The sequence below is a fragment of the Sphaerisporangium siamense genome, from assembly GCF_014205275.1.
Lineage (GTDB): Bacteria > Actinomycetota > Actinomycetes > Streptosporangiales > Streptosporangiaceae > Sphaerisporangium > Sphaerisporangium siamense.
Genome location: NZ_JACHND010000001.1, coordinates 2,824,153 through 2,843,065 on the forward strand (window position 1 = coordinate 2,824,153; position 18,913 = coordinate 2,843,065).

An 18,913-nucleotide genomic window follows, 5' to 3' on the forward strand; every position below is an offset into this window, starting at 1 on the left:
ACCTTGTTGCGGCCAGGCGGCCGGGCCATGTCGGTGGCGTGCGGCGGCGTCGTGCTCGGTGGTGATCGATCATCAGCGTGCCTCACGGCCTGCACGGCCGCCGGAGAGCTCGTAATCTTTCTGCCTCACCTCCGGTTACCGTGGGCGCCCGGCATGCCGGTTGGGGTTCGTCTGCCAGGCGTCGATTCGTGATGTCCTGCCGCTTCATGTCGCTGTACGTGACGTTGTGATCGCATTACCGTCGTTTCACGCGGGTGCAGGGGACGAGCGCGGGTGGAGCGATGGCGCGGATCCTAGCGGGTGCGCGGGGTGAGCAAGCAGTTGTTGGCGGGAGCAGTCGCTGCTGAAGGAGTAGCGACCTGCGCTGCAGCCGATGCCCGGCTTCTTGCGCGATCCCAGGGCGTACCGGGGCGCCGGGAGCCGATGATGAAGGCCGATGACACCCCACGCGGAGGGCTGATGACCAAGCAGCGGATCCCGATCGACTACCAACTGCCCGAGCATCGCGTGATCTTGGACGGCGGCGCAGCCGTGGCACGGCTGGAGCCGTGGGAGCATGCCAGCCATCCCGTCGACCAGGTCCGAACCAAACACCTAGCAGCGACACTCCAGCAGGCCGCTCTCGGCGTGCTCGTGGTGTCGCAGCGGGCCGACGGCAGCCGCAGGGTGCTGGACGGCATCCACCGCCTCGCCGCGTGCAAACTGCGAGGAGCCCGCACGGTTCCCGCGGAGATCCACCATGGATTGAACGAGCGCGCAGAAGCCGCGTTGTACCTGCTCAAACATCGTGAGGCACGCCGGTTGTCGGGGCCGCAGGAATACCGCGCTGGCGTTGCGGCGGGCCTGCGCCCCTACACAGAGACCGCCCGGGTCCTGCAGGCGAGGAACCTTCAGGTGGGAGAGCCAGCGGACGACCGGCTCAGCGCTATCACCAGCCTTCTGCGCATCACTCATGACCATGGTCCCGGCGTCTTGGACCAGGCTCTCGGCGTCGCCGAGCGCGCGTGGGGCCGGGAGGCCGACACATGGGACTACACCCTCATCGGCGGGCTGGCCACCTTCCTCGCCCATCATCCTGAGGCGGTCGAGCTTAGCCATCTGAGCCGGCTCCTCAGCCGGCGAGGGAATGCGAGCCGATGGCGATCGGAGGTTGTGGTGATGAGTTCACGAGCAGGCTTCAACTCGGACTTCGGTTTCTCCCGGGAAACAATGGCCTACCAGCTGATCGTCAGTATCTGTAACCAGGGCCGCAGAGCCCGGAACCGCATCGAGCCCGTCGCCTGAACACCGCGCAGTGAGGCGGCACGGCAGCCAAGTGCTGGTGGTGCCAGGCAAGGCCCATGTTCCAGCCGTACGGCACATCCGAACTCCAAACCAATGGCCGCCACCTTCGGCAGTTCTCAAGGCGCTGCCACGCTCGGCTCCTTCCTCTAGCTGTACTGACCACAGAGGTTGGGTACGGGGCGACACGAGCGAATGATCTTGTAATGGGTGAGGGCCTTCGGGTTCGGTGTGGATTGCGACATCTGCACCAAGACCCGAAAGGCCCTCATGCCCCACCGTAACGCCCCCCTGACCGAACTGGGACGCCTTCGCCTGGCCCGGTGCGTCGTCGAGGACGGCTGGCCACTGCGCCGTGCCGCCGAACGCTTCCAGGTCGCGGTGACCACCGCCCGCCGCTGGGCCGAGCGCTACCGCCTGCACGGTGCGGCAGGCATGACCGACCGCTCCAGCCGTCCACGCCACAGCCCTCGGCGTACTCCAACCCGTACCGAGCGGCGCATCATCAAGGTCCGTCTGGCCCGCCGCTGGGGACCGGCCCGCATCGCCTACCTGCTGCGCCTCAACCCCGCCACCGTGCACCGCGTCCTGACCCGCTACCGCCTGGCCCGACTGTCACACCTGGACCGCGCCACGGCCACCCCCATCCGCCGCTACGAGCGCGCCACCCCCGGTGAACTCATCCACGTCGACATCAAAAAGCTCGGCAACATCCCTGACGGCGGCGGCCACAAGATCCACGGCCGGGCGGCAGGCGGCCGCAACAGCTCCGCCCACCGCGACCCGGCCCGGCCACGAACCCGCCACGGCCGCCCCAACCTGGGCTACGGCTATCTGCACAACGCCATCGACGACCACTCCCGCCTGGCCTACACCGAGATCCTGCCCGACGAGACCAAGGAAACCGCCACCGCGTTCTGGCTACGGGCCCAGGCATACTTCACCAGCTGCGGCATCACCGTGCAGCGGGTACTGACCGACAACGGCTCGGCCTACCGCTCCCACCTATGGCGCGACACCCTGACCGCAGCCGGCATCACCCACAAACGCACCCGCCCCTACCGTCCCCAGACCAACGGCAAGGTCGAACGCTACAACCGCACCCTGCTGGACGAATGGGCCTACGCCCACCCCTACCGGTCAGAGACCGAACGCCGCCAAGCACTCCCACAGTGGCTCCACACCTACAATCACCACCGCGGCCACACCGCACTGAACGGCGCACCACCCGCCAGCCGCGTACCCAACCTCACGGGACAGAACATCTAGCCGGTCCCTGAGCGCGCATGTTGATGCGCTGCCGCCCACGGTTCCGCCATCTCCGCAGCTGTGTCGACGACGCGCGAATGTTGACCCCCTGGCGACGGCTGAAAACGGACCCCCTTCAGTAACTCTGGAGGGTGATCAAGGTGGAGGACTGGGCGGAGATTCGCCGGCTGCATCGGGCTGAGCAGATGCCGATCAAGGCGATCGCGCGGCGGATGGGCATCTCGAAGAACACCGTGAAACGCGCGCTGGCAGCCGAGACGCCACCCAAGTACCAGCGGCCCGGCAAGGGCTCGATCGTGGACGCGGTCGAGCCGCAGATCCGGGCGTTGCTGGCGGAGTTCCCCGACATGCCGGCAACGGTGATCGCTGAGCGGATCGGGTGGGATCGGTCGCTGACGGTGCTCAAGGACCGGGTGCGGGTGCTGCGGCCGGTGTTCAAGCCGGTCGATCCGGCGTCCCGGACGACCTATCAGGCCGGTGAGCTGGCCCAGTGTGATCTGTGGTTCCCGGCGGTGAAGGTGCCCTTGGGCGTAGGAGAACAGGCGACCAGCCCGCCGGTTTTGGTCATGGTCAGCGGCTACTCGCGGTGGCTGATGGCCCGGATGCTGCCCTCACGAACCGCTGGGGACCTGTTCGCCGGGCACTGGGCGTTGCTGTCGGCTCTGGGCGGGGTGCCCAAGACACTGGTGTGGGACAACGAATCGGCGATCGGCCAATGGAAGGGCGGACGGCCGCAACTCACCCGGGAGGCCACCGCCTTCCGCGGGACACTGGGAGGGCGGATCCTGCAGTGCAAACCCGGTGACCCGGAAGCGAAAGGTCTGGTCGAGCGGGCCAACGGCTACCTGGAAACCTCCTTCCTGCCGGGCAGGTCGTTCACCTCACCGCACGACTTCAACGCCCAGTTGGTCGACTGGCTGGAGCGGGCGAACCGGCGCCATCACCGGCGGATCGCCTGCCGGCCCATCGACCGGCTGCGCGCTGACCTGGAGGCGATGCTGGCGTTGCCGCCGGTCGCCCCGATCCTCGGCTGGCGCAGCGCGACCCGGCTGGGACGCGACCACTACGTGCGCATCGCCTCGTGTGACTACTCGGTGCACCCCTCGGTGATCGGCCGGCTGGTGGAGGTGGTCGCTGACCTGGACCAGGTCACGGTGACCTGCGGCGGGCAGCAGGTGGCCCGCCATCAGCGGTGCTGGGCACCCCACCAGACCATCACCGACCCGGCCCACCAGCACGCCGCCGGGGTCATGCGGGCCAATCACGCTCCCTCTGCCCGCCCGGTGGAAACCGCGGTGCAGGTGCGAGCACTCAGCGACTACGACGTGCTGTGCGGTGTCGAGGGGGTGGCCTGATGACCGGCACCACCACCAGCGGCCGTGCCATCGGCTCGGAGCTGGCCTATCTGACCCGGGTGCTCAAGGCACCCTCCCTGGCTGCGGCGATCGATCGGCTGGCCGAGCGCGCCCGCGCCGAGGGGTGGAGCCATGAGGAGTTCCTGGCCGCCTGCCTGCAACGCGAGGTCGCCGCCCGCGAATCCCACGGTGGTGAAGCCCGGATCCGAAGTGCGCGTTTTCCCGCCCGCAAAGCCTTGGAGGATTTCGACTTCGATTACCAGCGTTCCCTCAAACGTGAGGTCATCGCCCACCTGGGCACGCTGGACTTCGTCACCGCACGCGAGAACGTGGTCTTCCTCGGCCCGCCCGGCACAGGCAAGACCCACCTGTCGGTCGGCCTGGGCATCCGCGCCTGCCAGGCCGGACATCGCGTCGCTTTCGCCACCGCCGCCGGCTGGGTCGCCCGCCTGGCCGACGCCCACGCCGCCGGGACCCTCCAGGCAGAACTGATCAAGCTGTCGCGTATCCCGGTGCTGATCGTGGACGAGGTCGGCTACATCCCCTTCGAACCCGAAGCCGCCAACCTGTTCTTCCAACTGGTCTCCAGCTGCTACGAGCGGGCCAGCCTGATCGTGACCAGCAACAAGCCCTTCGGCCGCTGGGGCGAGGTGTTCGGCGACGATGTGGTCGCTGCCGCCATGATCGACCGGCTCGTGCACCACGCCGAGGTGATCAGCATGAAGGGAGACAGCTACCGGCTCAAGAACCGCGATCTGGGCCGTGTCCCAGCAGCAGACACCAGCAACGACCAGTAACAATCAACACAGAGGGGTCAACTTTCAGCCGCCGCCACGGGGTCAGGATTCAGCCGTCGTTGAGAAGCTGCTGCACTTCACCACGTCGAACTCCTCGACGGCGTCCAACACCTCACCTGTCATGGCGTTTCCTCGCTATTCCTGCGGCGGTTGTTCCACTGTCGCCCGCCGTCATCGCGGTGAGAACGACAGTGCGCACCTGCTTCGCCTGGGCCCGGTGCACGATGCACAGCCAGGTCGCGCCGATACGCCCATACGGTGGTCCGCGTGCGCGCGGCGGCCGGGCTCGCCGCAGGCATTGCGAGGCCCTCAACGGAGTGGTAGAGCTTCGCCCCCGACGTCTGGTGGCGCTGAGCGCCTTGTCGTTCGTCCCGCCGATCCTTGGAGACCAATGCGCGCGGTTGTGCCCGAAGCCCCGGCCATGTCCGCCGAGGTGGCGGATGCCGACATGGCGACCCGCAAGCGGGATCCGCATCACTGCGGCGGACATCTGTGATTACAGATCCGCTCCCAAGTCAGCGGATGAGGAGGACACCAGTCACGGCCCGGCCGCGAGCTTGTTCACTCGCCACCACCCCCGAGCGACGTGCACCCCTGGTGAACCGTCCGTCGGATGCATGTGGATGAACATTTATGTTCCGTCGGCCGCGGAGATGCCACAGGGCCCGACGCCTCTCGCCGTCGCCGGCGGATCGAGAGCCCTCGCCTTCGTGTTGGCCATGCCACCGGCGGGCCTTGCCTCTTTCCGTGACAGGGCATGCCCGGGGGCGTCGGCACCTCACAACCAAGGGGACACTGAAGACATGGAAGAGCTGTGGCCCGCGCCCTCCCGCGAGGTCGCCGATGCGATCAGGTCACTGTGCCAGCGCCTGCTGACGGAAACGGACGCCCTGGTCGACGCCTTCGCAAGGCCCTCTCTCCTCGCCCAGAACGATCCCGCCCTCCTCGCGGACGCATCCCTGATCGAGGAGGATCGCGAGCTCAACCGCTCCGATCTCGTTCAGTGGCTGACCGCGAACATCCAGCATCCGGGGCGGCGGGTGGAGCCCTACGTCGGCCCGCGGGCCATGGCGTACATCAACGATCTCGTCTCCCGGGGCATCGCGCCCGACTTCGCCGTTGCCTGGCGCGTGGCACTGCAGATCGGCTGGCGGCGATGCCTGGAGGAATGCGTGGCGCACTGCGCCGACTCCGACCTTCTGGGGGTCCTGGACGTGACGGCGCAGTCGCTCGTGCAGTACGCCCTCGACTCGGTCGCGGCCCTGCGCCAAGCCAGCCTCGCCGCGGCGATGGGCAACACAGACGCCGAGGGAATCGCGACGATCCAGCTGATCGCCAGCGGCGCACCGATCGCGGAGGACCTCGCCGAAGGGCGCCTGAGCTACCGGATGGCCCGGTGGCACGTGGGACTCGTGCTGTGGAACGATGATCCCCAACAGGCCGACGCCCTGGACGAGGCGATCACCGCCGTGCGCTCCTCCGCCGGCGGCCGAAGCGCCCTGGTGGCGCGCGCCAGCGCCACATCGCGGTGGATCTGGCTCTCGGGCGAAGCCGTCCCGGACGTTCACCACGTGAAGAAGGCCCTCGCGACGACCGACGAGGTGCGCGCGGCGGTGGGACGGCCGGGACGCGGACTCGAAGGGTTCCGGTCCAGCCACCAGGACGCACTCGCGGCGCAGGCGCTGATCATCCGGCTCGGGTCCGACCGGCGATTCACCCCCTACGCCGACGTCGAGCTGATCGACGCCCTCACCAAGGACCGTGCCGGCGCACGTCGGTTCGTCATCAACACCCTCGGGCCGTTGGCCGAAGCCGACGCAGCGCTACGGCAGGCACTCCTCACGTACGTGCAGTGCGGCTTCAACACCACCCGGGCGGCCGCCAACCTCTACGCCCACCGCAACACCGTCGAGCGGCGCGTTTCACGCGCCAACGAGCTCTCGGCCGTCAAGGTGGAGGACAACCCGACCCACGTGGCGGCGGCGCTCCTGCTCCTGGACCTCGCGCCTGGCGTCATGGCGGCCACTCCGAGCTGAGCTCACATCACAGAGATGCGGTGCTCGAGATGCTGACCCCGGGAACGACCCGGGAGGCGAGCAGGGTGGAGGTGGGCACACACCTACACCTCGTCCGGTCCGAACTCCATCACGAGGCGGCAGAGGTCCCGGCACGCCTGGTTCTCACCTCAGCACGAAGAACAGGTCACCGACTACGGAAGCGGACATTGCAGCTCCAACGTCGCTCATGAACCGGCCGCCACACTGATCGCAATGTCAGATGGGATCTCCTCGTGTCGGTTTGTCCCAGGCGTGACCCAGGTATGACCCATCTCTTGATCTTTTAGCCAAGGGGGTGGATGAAGTCGCAGGTGAGAGCGGTAGGGCTCGAACCCGGAACCTACGGATAAAAGGCCCGGTCTTCGTGCCTTGGCAGCCCTTGCCGGTCAGGGTGAGGACACTGGCAAACAGTCGGAAATTGCCCGACTTCCTTGAGCTAGTCGATGGTTTCGCCCTGGCGGCTCTGGCCGATCGTTGCAGCTTTTTGCTGAAGGTACCGGTGGAAGTCAGAGACCTCCAACAGATGCCCAAACTGCGGGTGGCCCGTGAACTTTTGCACCAGCACCCCGTAGATGACGCTGGGATCGGACACACGCTGAGCGCTGAGGGCTCCGCCCACGATGCCGTTGATCGAGAGACACATCGCCCGCACATCACGGTCCGGGTGCAGCTTCGCGAGGGTGGACTTGAGAAGGTTGGTGATCTCCCTGGAAGGACGCGGCTCCTCGACGATGGGAGAGGCGTCGGCCAGCTGGTACCACGTGACTAGTTTGCCCTGGTGAAGCTTTCTCCCCGTCCTCACCGAGGATTCCTGAAGTGCTCGTACGCCACCTTGAGGCACAACGGTCCCGGGACTCTCAATCGGAGGCAGCGCGTCAAGATGGATCACATAGCCGGGCAGCAGCGCCCGGCGGAGCGCGATGATGCCCGCCTGGGCCGACACATCTGCCACAGCCAGAATGTCCAGGACTTCGTCTAGATCGACGTAGCTGTCACGGAAGGGGTCGAGAAACACGTCGGGGACGAGCAGATGGGAGGCGAAGAGGTTGGCCTCCGCCTCCTCCATGCCCGCTGATGCACCCGGTTCTTCCGTGCATCCCAAGGTCCCGACATGCCATGGAATGACAACATGCCCCAGCTCGTGTGCTGCGGTGAAGCGGCGACGCCGAGCAGGGGCGTTGGCCTTGAGGAAGACCTGTTCCCGGCGCTCTGCGGAGAGAAGGGCCAACCCGTCGCACTCCATGGACCAGTCCAGGATTTGAAGATCGGCATACTCTTGGAGCAACGCCTCAACGTCTACGGGCGGCTTCAGGTTGTGTACAGCCACCAGCCTGGCGGCGATGCGGGGCGCGGCGGACACGGGTCAGCTGATACGGCCGGTCTGGCGTAGCCATGCGATCAAGTCGTTGGCTTCTTTGCTGTGCGTGCTGCGGGCGGCCAAGGCCACATCACTCATGGCGACTTCAGTGCCCCAGCGGCGTGCGGCGATGATGAAACGGAGCGCCTGAGGCTTCTCGGCAAAGATCGAATACTGCTCCCACGACATCCCGAGGAAGTCATGCAACGACTCGGCCTGACCGTTCGGCTCGCCGTCACAGTCGTGCCAACGGTCGATCCAGTCGTCGATCTCGGTCATCAGCGCGTCGCCGTGAAGGCACGCGTCGATGAAGGTCTGCTCAGACATCGATCTTCCTCCCTCTCACCGCGCCGCTGACCATCATTCCTGTAACGGCATCCGCCACGCCCATATGCCGCCCACGCTTGTTGTACACCTCTATATGCCCGTGGAGCGAGTCCCACTCGTACAGACGGCTCCCGTCTTGGTTGCGCCAGCGTTGTTTGCCAGATCGCGCGCCGAGCAGGACTTGCTTGTCCAGGAAGCACGGCGAAGGTCGCGGCACGCCTGCCATCACGAGAGGCTGCCCTTCGAGGGGAAGAAGTCAGGAACAGCACTGTATCGGGAGGCGAACCGTGAGGTGGGAGATTTTCGGCCTCTGGCAACACTACTGCTGGGGACCGACACGGGATGTCTTCACGCGTCAGAGATGGCCGAAAACCAAGAAATCCCAGGTCGGGTAGGGTATGGAGTGGTAGGGCGCCCGGGGCTCGAACCCGGAACCTACGGATTAAAAGTCCGCAGGGGCGCGGTCTCTAGAGGGCCAGGTCCTCCAGGTCCTCCAGGTTCACGGCGTCGGCCATGGCCTTGGCGCCCTTGTCGTTGAGGTGCATGCCGTCGCCGCTGTCCAGGGCGGGGTGGATGTGGTCGAGGGCTTCGCGGCCCTCGACGGCTCGGGCCACGTCGAAGACGGCGTCGAAAGCGTCGGTGGTACGGATCCAGTCGTTCACCTCGCGCCGGGCGGCGAGGCCCTCGGGGGTGCTGATCCCGGGATGGACGGCGCCCGCGAAGGGGCCGATGGTGGCGGCGAGGATCTTCAAACCCGCCTGGTGGGCGCGGTCGGCCAGGGCCTCGAAGCCCTCGATGAGGGCGTCGGAGGTTGCGGGAGGCTCGCCGGACATGCCGGGCAGGCCGAGGTCGTTGATGCCGAAGTGCACCAGGACGTGGGTCACGCCGGGAATCGAGAGAACGTCGCGGTCGAAGCGCGCCAGCCCGTGCTCGCCGACCTCGTCCCGCAGAAGGCGGTTTCCCGCGATGCCCTGGTTGACGACCCATCCCCGCGTGAGGCGCCGGTTGAGGAAGTCCACCGAGCGGTTGTTCGCGCCGGTCGTGGAGCCGACCCCCTCGAACCAGGAGTCGCCGAACGCCACGGCGATCGCGGTGCCGTCCGGAGCGGGCACGTCGACGCCCGAGACGTAGAACCGGGCTTCCACCCGCTCGGCGCCGGGCAGCGCGGGAGACGCGACGTGGTCACCGCCCACGACGTGAGCGGTCTCCATGGGCCGGTGGGAGTAGGTGGCCGGGCCTGTCTCCTCAGGGAAGTAGAGGCTGAGGATCAGGTCGGCGCCGGGGGCGACGGGCAGATCGATCGGGTCGCTCGCGGCCTCTTCTCCCGGCGGGATGACGAGGCTCTCCGCGCCGTCGAAGGTGAGGGCGGCCTGCCCGTGCTCGGTGGCGGCGCCCGCGGCGGCGATGGTCAAGGGGGTGCGGCCGTAACGGTTCGTCAGGCGTACGCGGAGCCGATCTCCGCCGCCGGCCATGTGCAGCACCTGACGCACCGTCTGGTCGGCGAAGCCGCGGGGTTCGGTGAGCTGGATCCGCTCATAGGGACTGATCACCGCGGTGCGGAAGCCGGCTGTCCAGATCATGCTCGCTCCATTCGTTGCGTACGACGGTCGTCCCGCATCACTATGGGGAGGTAACTCTCCAGTGGGAAGTACGCACTTCGAAGTGCGTAAGCCACCCCCCGGTAGGAAGGAGCGGTCGATGCCGACGAGGACGGCGACCCAGAAGCGGGCAGAGGTGAAGGCGGACTACGACGCCTTCCTGGCGAAGTGTCCGAGCCGCCGGTTGCTCGACCGGATCTCCGACAAGTGGGTCGCGCTGATCCTGGCCGCGCTCGGCAGCGACGGCCCGCGGCGATCCGCGGGCGACCTCGGCGGCGAGCCGCGGTCCATGCGCTACTCCGAGCTGTCCCGCAGGCTGGCCGGGGTCAGCCAGAAGATGCTCACCCAGACGCTGCGCTCCCTGGAGCGCGACGGGCTGGTCACCCGCACCGTGACCCCCACGGTGCCGGTCACGGTCACCTACGAGCTGACCGACCTCGGCCTCTCGCTCCACCACGTGATACGCGGCATCAAGGCGTGGGCCGAAGCGCACATGGACGAGGTACTCGCCAACCGCGAGAAGTACGACACCCACACCCCCTGAAATCGTCAGATGCGGCGGCGGGAGGTGCGGGCGATGGCGAGGGATGTGAGGGCCGCGGCCGCCGCGGTGAGGATCGCGGCCTCGGTCCACTGGAAGGGCCAGAAACGGTTCGCGGGGTGGTAGTACACGGCCATCCGGTAGCCGCGGTCCAGCAGACAGCGGTCCCTTTCGAGTTGCGCCCGGCCGCTGCGCATGTCCACTTCCTCCGACGCCACGCAGACGTCGACCGGTGTGACCGTGAGCTCGCGGCCCGCCGGGTCCACCCAGTTCTCCGTCACGAACAGGCCGCCCTGGTCGATGGGCTGATCCCGGTCGGCGGTGACCAGGCGGACCGGCTCGGCGAAGTCCTTCTGCGCGAAGAACACGAGCGGGAACGCCGGCATGAGCACGGCGATCGTCACGGCCATCGCGACCAGCGTCCGGCGGAACAGCGTGCCCGCGAGCGTCCCCACCGCGAAGGCGAACAGCCACCACGCGGCGGGCGCGACCCCGACCATGTTGAACTCTCCCGGGTTGGAGAGCGCCGAGCCGTACACGGCGCCGCGGAAGACCGAGGTCCACGTGCTGATCATCGCCGCGGACGCCAGGCCGCCGGCGACGAGCAGACCGGCGAGGGTCACGATCTTGTACCCGAGCCAGCGCCCGAGCGGGACCTCCTGTGTCCAGGCCAGCTTGTTGGTGCCCCGCTCGTACTCGCGTCCCAGCAGCGGCGCGCCCCAGAACGCGCCGACCAGCGCGGGCCCGGCCAGGGGGAGCAGCCCGAAGGCCATGTACATCGGGTCGTACCAGTCGCGCAGCGCCTCGTTGACGGCCTGGCAGACCGGCGCCGGCCCGGGGCACCCCGGCGGGGCGTGCCGTGCCGCGTAGTCCGCCGCCTGCAGGCCGGTGACCAGGAGCATGACACCCAGCACGGCGAGCAGGCCGAACGTCACGGCGATCTGCGCCCGGTGCTGCCTCCACGTCAGCCACAGCATCGAGAAGGTCGTCCTTTCATTCGGCGGGTACCCGGCCGGGTACGGCCGACAGGTGCCGGGAGGCGCCCGCGTGCGGGTCGCGCAGGTAGGTGACGATCAGGTCGTTCAGCCCGATGGCGTGCGAGGTCCAGCGCGGGTCGGCCGGCGGCGCCGGGTCGCGCACGAGCAGGCTCGCCTGCCGTCCGGACACGGTGCGGGCGACGACCGGCAGACGCGCGGCGATGTCGTCGGCCGCCTCGGCGGGCCCGGTCAGCAGGCGGTGCGACGCCACGAGGTCGTCGAGGTCGCCGCTCACCTGGACCCGGCCCCGGTTCAGCATGACCAGCCAGTCGCAGGTGCCTTCGAGGTCGGAGACGACGTGGGACGAGAGCAGCACGGTGGTGCCGTGCTCGGCGACCGCCGCCATGAGGCCCCGGATCACGTCGTGCCGCGCCAGGGGGTCGAGGTCGGCGAGCGGCTCGTCGAGCACGAGCAGGTCCGGCCGCTTGGCGAGGGCCATCGTCAGCGCGACCTGCGTCCGCTGCCCGCCGGAGAGCGCGCCGACCTTGCGGCGGAGGGGAATGTCCAGGTCGGCGAGTCGTCGCCGGGCCATGGCGTCGTCCCAGCCGGGGTTGAGGGTGCGGCCGAACCGCAGGGTCTCGGCGACGGTGAAGCCGTTGTACAGCGGTTTGTCCTGCGCCACGAAGGCCACCCGGTCGCGGCCGGTCGCGGCGCCGAAGATCCGCACCTCTCCCTCGGTGGGCGTGAGAAGGCCGACGATCATGTGGATGAGCGTGGTCTTGCCCGCGCCGTTCGGCCCGACCAGCGCGACCACCCGGCCCGCCGGGATCGACAGCGAGCAGTCCCGCAGCGCCCACACGCCTCTGTACCGCCTGCCCAGCCCGGACGTCCGCAACGCCACCGCACCGTCCGCGGCGGCGTCGCTTTCCGCCGTCACGCCGTTCGCCGTCACGCGATCTCGTCCTTCCTGGTCGCGGGCTCCTGCTGGTGGTCGCGGAACGCCTCGCCGACCGCCGAGGCGATCAGAGCCTGGACGTCCTCCTGGTCCAGGCCGGCCTCGCGTGCCGTGCGCACCCAGCGGAGCAGGTCGCGGCGGAGCCTGGCGTGTTCGGCCAGTGACGCGCCGCCGAGGGTGCGCTCGACGAACGTGCCCTGCCCGGGGCGCGCGGTCACGAGCCCCTCGCGCTCCAGTTCCCGGTACGCCTTGAGCACCGTGTTCGGGTTGATCGCGAGCTTCTCCACGACCTCCTTGGCCGTGGGCAGCCGGTCGCCGGGGACGAGGGTCCCGAGGCGCAGGGCGTGTTTTACCTGGTGGACGAGCTGCAGGTACGTGGCCACGCCCGAGCCACGGTCCAAGTGAAACTCCATCACGCTCCACTCTTTCACTAATGAGTTAGTGGAATGATGGTGGGCCGCCGCCGCCACGTCAAGGCGAACACCCCCGGGTGAGCCCGGCGACGGCGGCGCCGCGGATTTGCGCTCCCGGCGGAACCGCCCTGGGCGGAACGCATGGCCCGGGCCGGTCGCCCCGGTGCTCAATGAGGCTGCGAACGCATCGGCGAACGAAGGGGCGGATCATGGCGGCGACACCTGCGTACGACGAGATCGCGGACTGGTACGAGAAGGTCTTCCTCGGCGGCGACGGCACCGGCAAAGAGCGTCACGCCGGGGCCGAGGAAGAGGGACATGCGGGCGCCAGGGGAGCAGGCGGGGACGCGCTGGGCCTGGGCCGGGTCCTCCGAGATCTCCTGGGGCCGGGCGCGGGTGTCTGCCTGGAGGTCGGCTGCGGCACCGGCGTTCATGCGCGCACGGTGCGTGAGCTGGGGTGGACGCCCTTCGGGATCGACCTGTCCTCCGGCATGCTGCGGTACGCGCGGGGCCGCCTGCCGGTGGCCCGCGCGGACGCCGAGCGGCTGCCGATCCGGGACGGCGCGCTTCCGGCCGCCATCGCGATGATGGTCCACACCGACATGCCGGGGTACGCGACCGCACTGCGGGAGGTCGCCCGGGTGTTACGCCCCGGCGGGGTCTTCGTCCACGTGGGCGTCCACCCCTGCTTCTGCGGCGGCTTCGCCGACCGGAGCGACCCCGCCGCGGTCGTGATCCACCCCGGCTACGTCGACGGCCATTGGACGAAAGCCTCGTGGACCGACCAGGGGGTGCGGAGCAGGGTCGGCGCCACGCACTGGCCGCTGCCCGACCTGACGCGCATGTTCCTCGACGCCGGCCTGACCCTCGAACGCTTCGCCGAGACGGGCGAGCCGACCCCGATCGTGCTCGCCGTCCAGGCGCGCAAGCCGTGACCGATGCCCCCGCCACACGTGCCAGACGACGACGCAACAGCCCGCCACGGCCCCCGCTCCGGCCACGCAGCCCATCACCACGGCCCCGACGGACAGCGTGGACGGCGGCGACCACCGTCGCAGCGGCAGGATCGCGGCGACATGGCTCACGGTGAAGGGCACGCCCTCTTAGATCTTCGCCACGGCCGGCGGGTTCACCTCGTCCTCGCCGCCGGGCCTGGCGTCACAGGGTTTCGTCGCGACGGCGGGCTCGTCGGGTCGTCGTCACCAGATCAGGCCGAAGGAGCGCATCGCGCGCGCATAGTGCGGGGACAGCTCGCCGTCGATGGCGCCGGAGGCGGCCTCGGCGAGCAGCGGACTCGCGGCAGGGGCTCCGGCGGCCCGTGCGCCGGGATCGTCCTCGGCGACCAGCGGCGACCGGCGGATCTCCGCCACGCTCGCCCCGCGCAGCGCCGCCGCCTGAAGCGGCGCCACGAACCGCCTCCCCTCCACCATCCTCTCCAACCACGCGACCTCCGCCGTCGTGGCAACGGAGCCCGTGCCGTCCGCCCCAGTGCCCTCCGGCCCCGTGCCGTCCGGGCGGACGAGTCCGCGCAGGGCGTGTTCCAGCAGCAGCGCGGGCCAGCCCACCAGCTTCCCGAGGACCTGGCCGAGCGTTCCCGCGGCCTCGTACCCGCCGCGCGGGGCCGCCGCGCCGAGCACGGTCGCCATGTACATGTGCGTCTCGCCGCGCCGGGCCAGCGGCTTGCCGCTCATCAGCGACTCGCGCCACCGGGCCAGCGTCCACAGCGCCCCGCTCACCAGCAGGTCGTCCTTCTCCCTCTGCGCGTACGTCCGCGCCAGCAGCACCACGCGCCCCCGCGCCGACAGCACCAGCCACAGCGGCAGCCCGACGACCAGCGCGGGCCTGCGCCGCCACCCCACCCGCGCGTACGCGCAGCCGACGGCGAGGTCACTGACGGCGACGACCACGGGCGCCGCCGTTCCTACGGCCCCGGCGACCCGCCGTGCCAGCCCGTACAACTCGGGCGCGGCGGACGGCTCGACGACCTCGGCGTCGGCCGGCAGCCCGCGCGGCCGGGGGAAGAGCAGCGCCCCGATGGCGACGAGCAGCCCGCCCGCAGCCCAGGCCGCCGCGAAGCCGGGGCTCCTGGCGATGATCCATCCGCCCGCCACGAGCAGCGTCACCGTGAACGAATGCACCAGAACCGCGAGAACGAGCGCGGCCCCCGCCTTCAGCACCTTCACCGGGGCGATCCTCTCCGTCACCGCACAAGGTAAAGGTCATCCGTCCAGGCTGCATAGGGGGCACTCGCCCTGCTCTGTTCGCTGCGCCGGCCCGCCGGGGAAACCACGGTCGGATCGCCGCCCCGAATCGGCCACAGGTCAGACGACCGCGCCGGACAGGCGCTCGCACAGGGCCCAGACCGCGTCCTGGCCGTGCGGGTCGAGCGCGCCGGCGGGCCAGGCCGTGCGGCGGCATTTCATGCTGAAGTAGGCGCCGTTCACGCCGTCCACCTCCGCGCTGGAGGCCAGGTACACGCTGGAGCGCGCGGGCTTCGCCAGATCGCCGAAGAGCCGTGGCGCGGCGACCCGCAGCAGCGGTACCAGCGGCCGGTAGACGTAAGGGAATCCGGCCATCGTCATCGCCCGGTTCATCGGCGTGTGGCCGTGCCCGGGGTAGGCGACGTTGACCGTGACGCCGCTGCCTGCCACCTTCTCGGCGAAGCGCAGGCTCATCGCCATCAGCATGGTCTTGGTGTGGTTGTACTGGCTGAACGTCCAGCCCAGGTACCGCCGCTCCGCCTGCAGGTTGCCGGGGTCGATCGGCCCGCCGGGGATGCCGCCGGTGATGTTCACCACCCGGCCGCCGAGCAGGGGCAGCAGCAGGTGGGTGAGCGTGAACGGCGCCAGCACATGGGCGGCGAACGTGACCTCCACGCCGTCGGCGGTGAGCGTACGGCGCGGCGGGCTCGCCCCGACGTTGTTGACCAGCACGTCCAGCCGGTCGCAACGGCTCGCGGCCCACGCGGCCACCTTGGCCGCCTCGTCCAGACGGGTGACGTCCGCGGCGATGGCCTCCACCCGGCCGCCGCCCGCCCCGAGCTCGTCGGCCGCCTGTCGTGCCCGTGCCGGGTCGCGGCCGACGAGGAGCAGCCTGGCGCCGAGCGCGACCAGCCCGCGCGCCGTCTCCTTGCCGATTCCGCCGGTGCTGCCGGTGACCAGAACGGTTCCGCCTCGCATGTGAGCCTCCGTACTCGAAGAGAGAGCGTCGCATCGAATATGGCACCAAGTGTCATGATAGGCAATCGGTGTAGCATTGCGCCATGGAGGGTTTGCGGGATCGCACCAGGCGCGCCGTACGCGCCGAAATCGCCGGACGGGCGCTCCAGCTCTTCGCCGAGCGCGGCTTCGACGCGACGACGGTCGACGACATCGCCCACGCGGCCGGCATGTCCAAACGCAGCTTCTTCCGCTACTTCCCGACCAAGGAGGACGCCGTCTTCGGCGAGGTGGAGGCGATGGGGGAGCAGGTCGCCGAGGAGATCGCCACGCGTCCGCCCGAGGAGGGTCCCTGGGAGTGCCTGCACGCCGTGCTGCGCGGCTGGGAGGCGCGGATCACCGCGCAGGTGGAGGGGATGCGGCTCATCGAGTCCACCCCCGCGCTGCGGGCCAGGCTGCTCCACAAGCGCGACGAGGCCCGTGCCCGCATCATCGGGGCGCTGACCGACCGCGGCATACCCCCGCTGGAGGCCGACCTCGCCGCCGCGGCGGCGGGGGCGGCCCTGGACGTGGTGGCACGCGAGTGGGTCCGCGCCGGGGGGTCCACCGACCGGCTCGCCCTGGTGGACCAGGCCTTCGCCATGCTCCGCCCGGCCTTCCTGAGCTGAGCCAGGCCGGCGAGCGGACGTCTACGGGATTCTGCGGGCGAAGGCGGGGGCGTGTTCCGGGCGGGGGCCGAAGCCGATGAAGCGGGCGGGGATCGTGCGGAATCGGGGGAACATGCGGCCGAGGAGCAGTAGAGCCTTGGGCGGTCCCGAGCGCTTGCCCGTGAACTGGTCCCCGAACATGAACCGCTGCAGCAGCCGCTGGCCGGTCTGGACGATGACGGTGGGCCGCCGCCTGCGCGCCTGCACGGCGGCCAGGTCGGCGACGGTGACGGCGTGCCGCCGCAGCGGCCCGGCCAGGATGGTCGCGGCGGCCACCGCGTCCTGGATGGCCAGGTTGATGCCGACCCCGCCCGCGGGGGACATGGCGTGCGCGGCGTCGCCGATGAGCAGCAGCCCGTCGAGGTGCCAGCGCTTGAGCCGGTTCAGCTTGACGTCGAGCACGAAGACGTCGTCCATGCTCTTCAACTCGTCCACCCGGTCGGCGAAGTCGGGACGCAGGCGCGCGACGCGCTCGCGGAACCGTTCGATGCCCTCGGCGCGCAGCCGCGGGTCGGAGCCTTTGGCGGTGAAGTACGCCACCTGGAGGTAGCCCTCGCGGGCCAGCGCGATCAGGGCCTCCGTGCCCCGGGCCACCGGGGTGATGGCGGCGGGCCCGTCCCCGTCCTGAGGGGGGCGGGGCAGGCGGAACCACCACACGTCGAACGGCACGGGGAACTCCCGCGGCACCAGGCCCGCGTCCGCGCGCAGGGTGGAGTGCCTGCCGTCGCACCCGACCGTCAGCTCGGCGCGGATCTCGCCCTCGCCGCCGTCCGCCGTGCGGTACCTGACCCCGACGACCTTCTCGCCCTCTCTGACCAGCGCGGTGGCCTCGGTGTTCATGCGAAGCGAGAACCCGGGCTCCTTGCCGGCGGCCTCGGCGAGAAAGGACAGCAGGTCCCACTGCGGCACCATCGCGATGTAGTTGTACGGCGGCGGCAGCGCGGCGAAGTCGCTCAGCGGGACCAGACTCCCGTCCGGCGCGGGCAGCGACAGCCCTCCGAGATGGCTCTGCGGCAGCGCCCGGAAGCCCTCCCCCAGCCCCAGCTCGTCCAGCAGCCGGATCGTGGCCGGGTGAACGGTGTCCCCGCGAAAGTCCCGCAGAAAGTCACCATGCTTCTCCAGCACGGTAACCGCCACCCCCGCCCGCGCCAGCAGCAGCCCCAGCATCATCCCCGCGGGCCCACCGCCACACACCAGAACACCAGTGCTCTCCACACTCATGCCGATCCTCCCTGTGCCGAATACGCCTGACCCGTCGTCCTTAATTCATCAGTAGTTGAATCTCTAAGAAGACCATACCCCGTGAGGCCGCCGGCGGCGCGGAAGGAAGGGGCGAAAGCCCGGATTAATCCGATGGATCGGACTCCGCCCTGACGCAGCCGTACTGGGGAGCCGCATGCGAACCCGAGACGCGTGGAGGCGGAGCGCGTCAGTTCTTGTCGTCGGCCGGGAGGATCGTGAACGTGTCTCCCCATAGCGGCTTCATCGGCCGGAAGTGTCGCTGGTCGAGCGTGAGCACTCGCGTGGTCTGGTACCTCGCCGCCAGGAGCGCCACGGACGCGTCCGTCACTTCCGCGGCGAGGTCGCGGTACTGCTCCACGACGGTGAGGACGCGGCCGACGTCTTCGTTGGTCACCGTGACCAGTTCATAGGCGCCCGCGGCGACGTCGCGCAGCAGATCGCACTCACGGTCGATGCCCTGCCGCGTCAAGAGCAGGTAGTCGATTTCCGCGAGCACGAACGGTGAGAGCAGGTAAGGGCCTGGATCTCTGAGCAGCGCCCGTTTCGTCGCCTCGTGGTGTCGTTGGTCCGCATCGATCGCCGCCCATAGACCGCTGGTGTCAAGGACGAGCATCGTCGCCTTGCTCGAACCCTTCTGCGAGGATGTCGTCGACACGTTCCGCGAGGGTCGGGTCGCCGCTGCGGAACAACGGAAGAGTGGGACGTGGTCGTGTGGTCCGGTGGGGCGCGTCCTCGCGAAGTGATCTTTCGATGGCGTTGAGCATGTACTGCTCGTCCGAGACGTGATGCCGCCGCGCCGCTTCGGTCACTCGATGCTTGAGATCTTCCGTCAGATGCAGGCTCACCTCGATCACCCTTCCACGGTAACCAACGACATCC

The 18,913-nt window shown here is 69.4% G+C and carries 20 protein-coding genes; 8 read left to right on the forward strand and 12 right to left on the reverse strand.

The genetic code is table 11. From position 1 onward, the window contains the following. The first annotated feature begins 459 nt into the window (after nucleotides 1-459). The 5 genes from BJ982_RS13055 (at nucleotide 460) to BJ982_RS13075 (ending at nucleotide 6,738) form a co-directional block, all read left to right on the forward strand. Nucleotides 460-1,284 (forward strand): DUF6551 family protein, encoded by an 825-nt coding sequence (locus BJ982_RS13055; protein WP_184879927.1) that lies wholly within the window; start codon nucleotides 460-462, stop codon nucleotides 1,282-1,284. A gap of 267 nt (nucleotides 1,285-1,551) precedes the next feature. Beyond that, a complete protein-coding gene (locus BJ982_RS13060; protein ID WP_184879929.1) occupies nucleotides 1,552-2,550 on the forward strand; it encodes an IS481 family transposase in 999 nt (332 codons plus the stop codon). 131 nt (nucleotides 2,551-2,681) lie between these two features. After that, nucleotides 2,682-3,905, forward strand: a complete 1,224-nt coding sequence (gene istA, locus BJ982_RS13065; RefSeq protein WP_184879931.1) for an IS21 family transposase — start codon at nucleotides 2,682-2,684, stop codon at nucleotides 3,903-3,905. After that, a complete protein-coding gene (istB, locus tag BJ982_RS13070; RefSeq protein WP_184879933.1) occupies nucleotides 3,905-4,702 on the forward strand; it encodes an IS21-like element helper ATPase IstB in 798 nt (265 codons plus the stop codon). The genes istA and istB overlap by 1 nt, the downstream gene beginning before the upstream one ends. Nucleotides 4,703-5,505: 803 nt before the next feature. Then, nucleotides 5,506-6,738 carry a PucR family transcriptional regulator gene (locus BJ982_RS13075; protein WP_184879935.1) on the forward strand — a complete coding sequence of 411 codons (1,233 nt, stop codon included), beginning with the start codon at nucleotides 5,506-5,508 and terminating at the stop codon, nucleotides 6,736-6,738. A 457-nt stretch (nucleotides 6,739-7,195) separates the two neighbouring features. Here BJ982_RS13075 and BJ982_RS13080 read toward each other — a convergent pair whose 3' ends face one another. The 4 genes from BJ982_RS13080 to BJ982_RS13095 form a co-directional block, all read right to left on the reverse strand. Further along, a complete protein-coding gene (locus tag BJ982_RS13080; RefSeq protein ID WP_184879937.1) occupies nucleotides 7,196-8,119 on the reverse strand; it encodes an ImmA/IrrE family metallo-endopeptidase in 924 nt (307 codons plus the stop codon). A gap of 3 nt (nucleotides 8,120-8,122) precedes the next feature. Further along, nucleotides 8,123-8,443: a hypothetical protein gene (locus BJ982_RS13085; protein ID WP_184879939.1), complete on the reverse strand. Its 321-nt coding sequence runs from the start codon at nucleotides 8,441-8,443 to the stop codon at nucleotides 8,123-8,125. Then, nucleotides 8,436-8,669, reverse strand: a complete 234-nt coding sequence (locus BJ982_RS40880; protein WP_184879941.1) for a colicin E3/pyocin S6 family cytotoxin — start codon at nucleotides 8,667-8,669, stop codon at nucleotides 8,436-8,438. The genes BJ982_RS13085 and BJ982_RS40880 overlap by 8 nt, the downstream gene beginning before the upstream one ends. A gap of 241 nt (nucleotides 8,670-8,910) precedes the next feature. Further along, nucleotides 8,911-10,023, reverse strand: coding sequence for a GDSL-type esterase/lipase family protein (locus BJ982_RS13095; protein ID WP_184879943.1), 1,113 nt, complete (start codon nucleotides 10,021-10,023; stop codon nucleotides 8,911-8,913). A 118-nt stretch (nucleotides 10,024-10,141) separates the two neighbouring features. Here BJ982_RS13095 and BJ982_RS13100 point away from each other — a divergent pair, with 118 nt between their 5' ends. Beyond that, nucleotides 10,142-10,585, forward strand: a complete 444-nt coding sequence (locus BJ982_RS13100; protein WP_184879945.1) for a winged helix-turn-helix transcriptional regulator — start codon at nucleotides 10,142-10,144, stop codon at nucleotides 10,583-10,585. A 5-nt stretch (nucleotides 10,586-10,590) separates the two neighbouring features. Here BJ982_RS13100 and BJ982_RS13105 read toward each other — a convergent pair whose 3' ends face one another. Genes BJ982_RS13105 through BJ982_RS13115 form a run of 3 tightly spaced genes read right to left on the reverse strand, consistent with a single transcriptional unit; the run spans nucleotide 10,591 to nucleotide 12,927 of the window. Next, the gene (locus tag BJ982_RS13105) at nucleotides 10,591-11,559 is read right to left on the reverse strand and encodes an ABC-2 membrane transporter-related protein (protein WP_184879947.1); all 969 of its coding nucleotides are present in this window, start codon (nucleotides 11,557-11,559) and stop codon (nucleotides 10,591-10,593) included. Between the two features lie 16 nt (nucleotides 11,560-11,575). Beyond that, nucleotides 11,576-12,511, reverse strand: coding sequence for an ABC transporter ATP-binding protein (locus tag BJ982_RS13110; RefSeq protein ID WP_239123763.1), 936 nt, complete (start codon nucleotides 12,509-12,511; stop codon nucleotides 11,576-11,578). Further along, on the reverse strand, nucleotides 12,508-12,927 hold the full coding sequence (locus tag BJ982_RS13115; protein ID WP_221482307.1) for a GntR family transcriptional regulator: 420 nt from the start codon (nucleotides 12,925-12,927) through the stop codon (nucleotides 12,508-12,510). The genes BJ982_RS13110 and BJ982_RS13115 overlap by 4 nt, the downstream gene beginning before the upstream one ends. 209 nt (nucleotides 12,928-13,136) lie before the next feature. On the opposite strand from BJ982_RS13115, the gene BJ982_RS13120 reads away from it, so the two are divergent. Beyond that, nucleotides 13,137-13,862, forward strand: coding sequence for a class I SAM-dependent methyltransferase (locus BJ982_RS13120; protein ID WP_184879951.1), 726 nt, complete (start codon nucleotides 13,137-13,139; stop codon nucleotides 13,860-13,862). 264 nt (nucleotides 13,863-14,126) lie between these two features. Here BJ982_RS13120 and BJ982_RS13125 read toward each other — a convergent pair whose 3' ends face one another. Further along, complete coding sequence (locus tag BJ982_RS13125) at nucleotides 14,127-15,131, reverse strand: M48 family metalloprotease (RefSeq protein ID WP_184879953.1); 1,005 nt, start codon at nucleotides 15,129-15,131, stop codon at nucleotides 14,127-14,129. Nucleotides 15,132-15,248: 117 nt separating this feature from the next. Further along, on the reverse strand, nucleotides 15,249-16,106 hold the full coding sequence (locus BJ982_RS13130; protein ID WP_184879954.1) for an SDR family NAD(P)-dependent oxidoreductase: 858 nt from the start codon (nucleotides 16,104-16,106) through the stop codon (nucleotides 15,249-15,251). 83 nt (nucleotides 16,107-16,189) lie between these two features. Here BJ982_RS13130 and BJ982_RS13135 point away from each other — a divergent pair, with 83 nt between their 5' ends. Next, a complete protein-coding gene (locus BJ982_RS13135; RefSeq protein WP_184879956.1) occupies nucleotides 16,190-16,753 on the forward strand; it encodes a TetR family transcriptional regulator in 564 nt (187 codons plus the stop codon). A gap of 21 nt (nucleotides 16,754-16,774) precedes the next feature. Here the strand turns inward: BJ982_RS13135 and BJ982_RS13140 are convergent, their stop codons facing one another. The 3 genes from BJ982_RS13140 to BJ982_RS13150 form a co-directional block, all read right to left on the reverse strand. Continuing rightward, nucleotides 16,775-18,013 (reverse strand): FAD-dependent oxidoreductase, encoded by a 1,239-nt coding sequence (locus BJ982_RS13140; protein ID WP_184879958.1) that lies wholly within the window; start codon nucleotides 18,011-18,013, stop codon nucleotides 16,775-16,777. A gap of 208 nt (nucleotides 18,014-18,221) precedes the next feature. Then, nucleotides 18,222-18,689, reverse strand: a complete 468-nt coding sequence (locus BJ982_RS13145; RefSeq protein ID WP_184879960.1) for a PIN domain-containing protein — start codon at nucleotides 18,687-18,689, stop codon at nucleotides 18,222-18,224. After that, entirely contained in the window at nucleotides 18,634-18,888 is a 255-nt protein-coding gene (locus BJ982_RS13150) for a hypothetical protein (protein ID WP_184879962.1), read from the reverse strand. Before BJ982_RS13150 ends, BJ982_RS13145 begins: the two co-directional genes overlap by 56 nt. Nucleotides 18,889-18,913: the final 25 nt, after the last annotated feature.

Bases quoted from the DNA above. Each gene is read 5' to 3' on its own strand.
- BJ982_RS13055 (WP_184879927.1), top strand. From the start codon at position 460: ATGACCAAGCAGCGGATCCCGATCGACTACCAACTGCCCGAGCATCGC.
- BJ982_RS13060 (WP_184879929.1), top strand. From the start codon at position 1,552: ATGCCCCACCGTAACGCCCCCCTGACCGAACTGGGACGCCTTCGCCTG.
- istB (WP_184879933.1), top strand. From the start codon at position 3,905: ATGACCGGCACCACCACCAGCGGCCGTGCCATCGGCTCGGAGCTGGCC.
- BJ982_RS13075 (WP_184879935.1), top strand. From the start codon at position 5,506: ATGGAAGAGCTGTGGCCCGCGCCCTCCCGCGAGGTCGCCGATGCGATC.
- BJ982_RS13085 (WP_184879939.1), bottom strand. From the start codon at position 8,443: ATGTCTGAGCAGACCTTCATCGACGCGTGCCTTCACGGCGACGCGCTG.
- BJ982_RS40880 (WP_184879941.1), bottom strand. From the start codon at position 8,669: ATGGCAGGCGTGCCGCGACCTTCGCCGTGCTTCCTGGACAAGCAAGTC.
- BJ982_RS13095 (WP_184879943.1), bottom strand. From the start codon at position 10,023: ATGATCTGGACAGCCGGCTTCCGCACCGCGGTGATCAGTCCCTATGAG.
- BJ982_RS13100 (WP_184879945.1), top strand. From the start codon at position 10,142: ATGCCGACGAGGACGGCGACCCAGAAGCGGGCAGAGGTGAAGGCGGAC.
- BJ982_RS13105 (WP_184879947.1), bottom strand. From the start codon at position 11,559: ATGCTGTGGCTGACGTGGAGGCAGCACCGGGCGCAGATCGCCGTGACG.
- BJ982_RS13115 (WP_221482307.1), bottom strand. From the start codon at position 12,927: ATGGAGTTTCACTTGGACCGTGGCTCGGGCGTGGCCACGTACCTGCAG.
- BJ982_RS13120 (WP_184879951.1), top strand. From the start codon at position 13,137: ATGGCGGCGACACCTGCGTACGACGAGATCGCGGACTGGTACGAGAAG.
- BJ982_RS13130 (WP_184879954.1), bottom strand. From the start codon at position 16,106: ATGCGAGGCGGAACCGTTCTGGTCACCGGCAGCACCGGCGGAATCGGC.
- BJ982_RS13135 (WP_184879956.1), top strand. From the start codon at position 16,190: ATGGAGGGTTTGCGGGATCGCACCAGGCGCGCCGTACGCGCCGAAATC.
- BJ982_RS13140 (WP_184879958.1), bottom strand. From the start codon at position 18,013: ATGAGTGTGGAGAGCACTGGTGTTCTGGTGTGTGGCGGTGGGCCCGCG.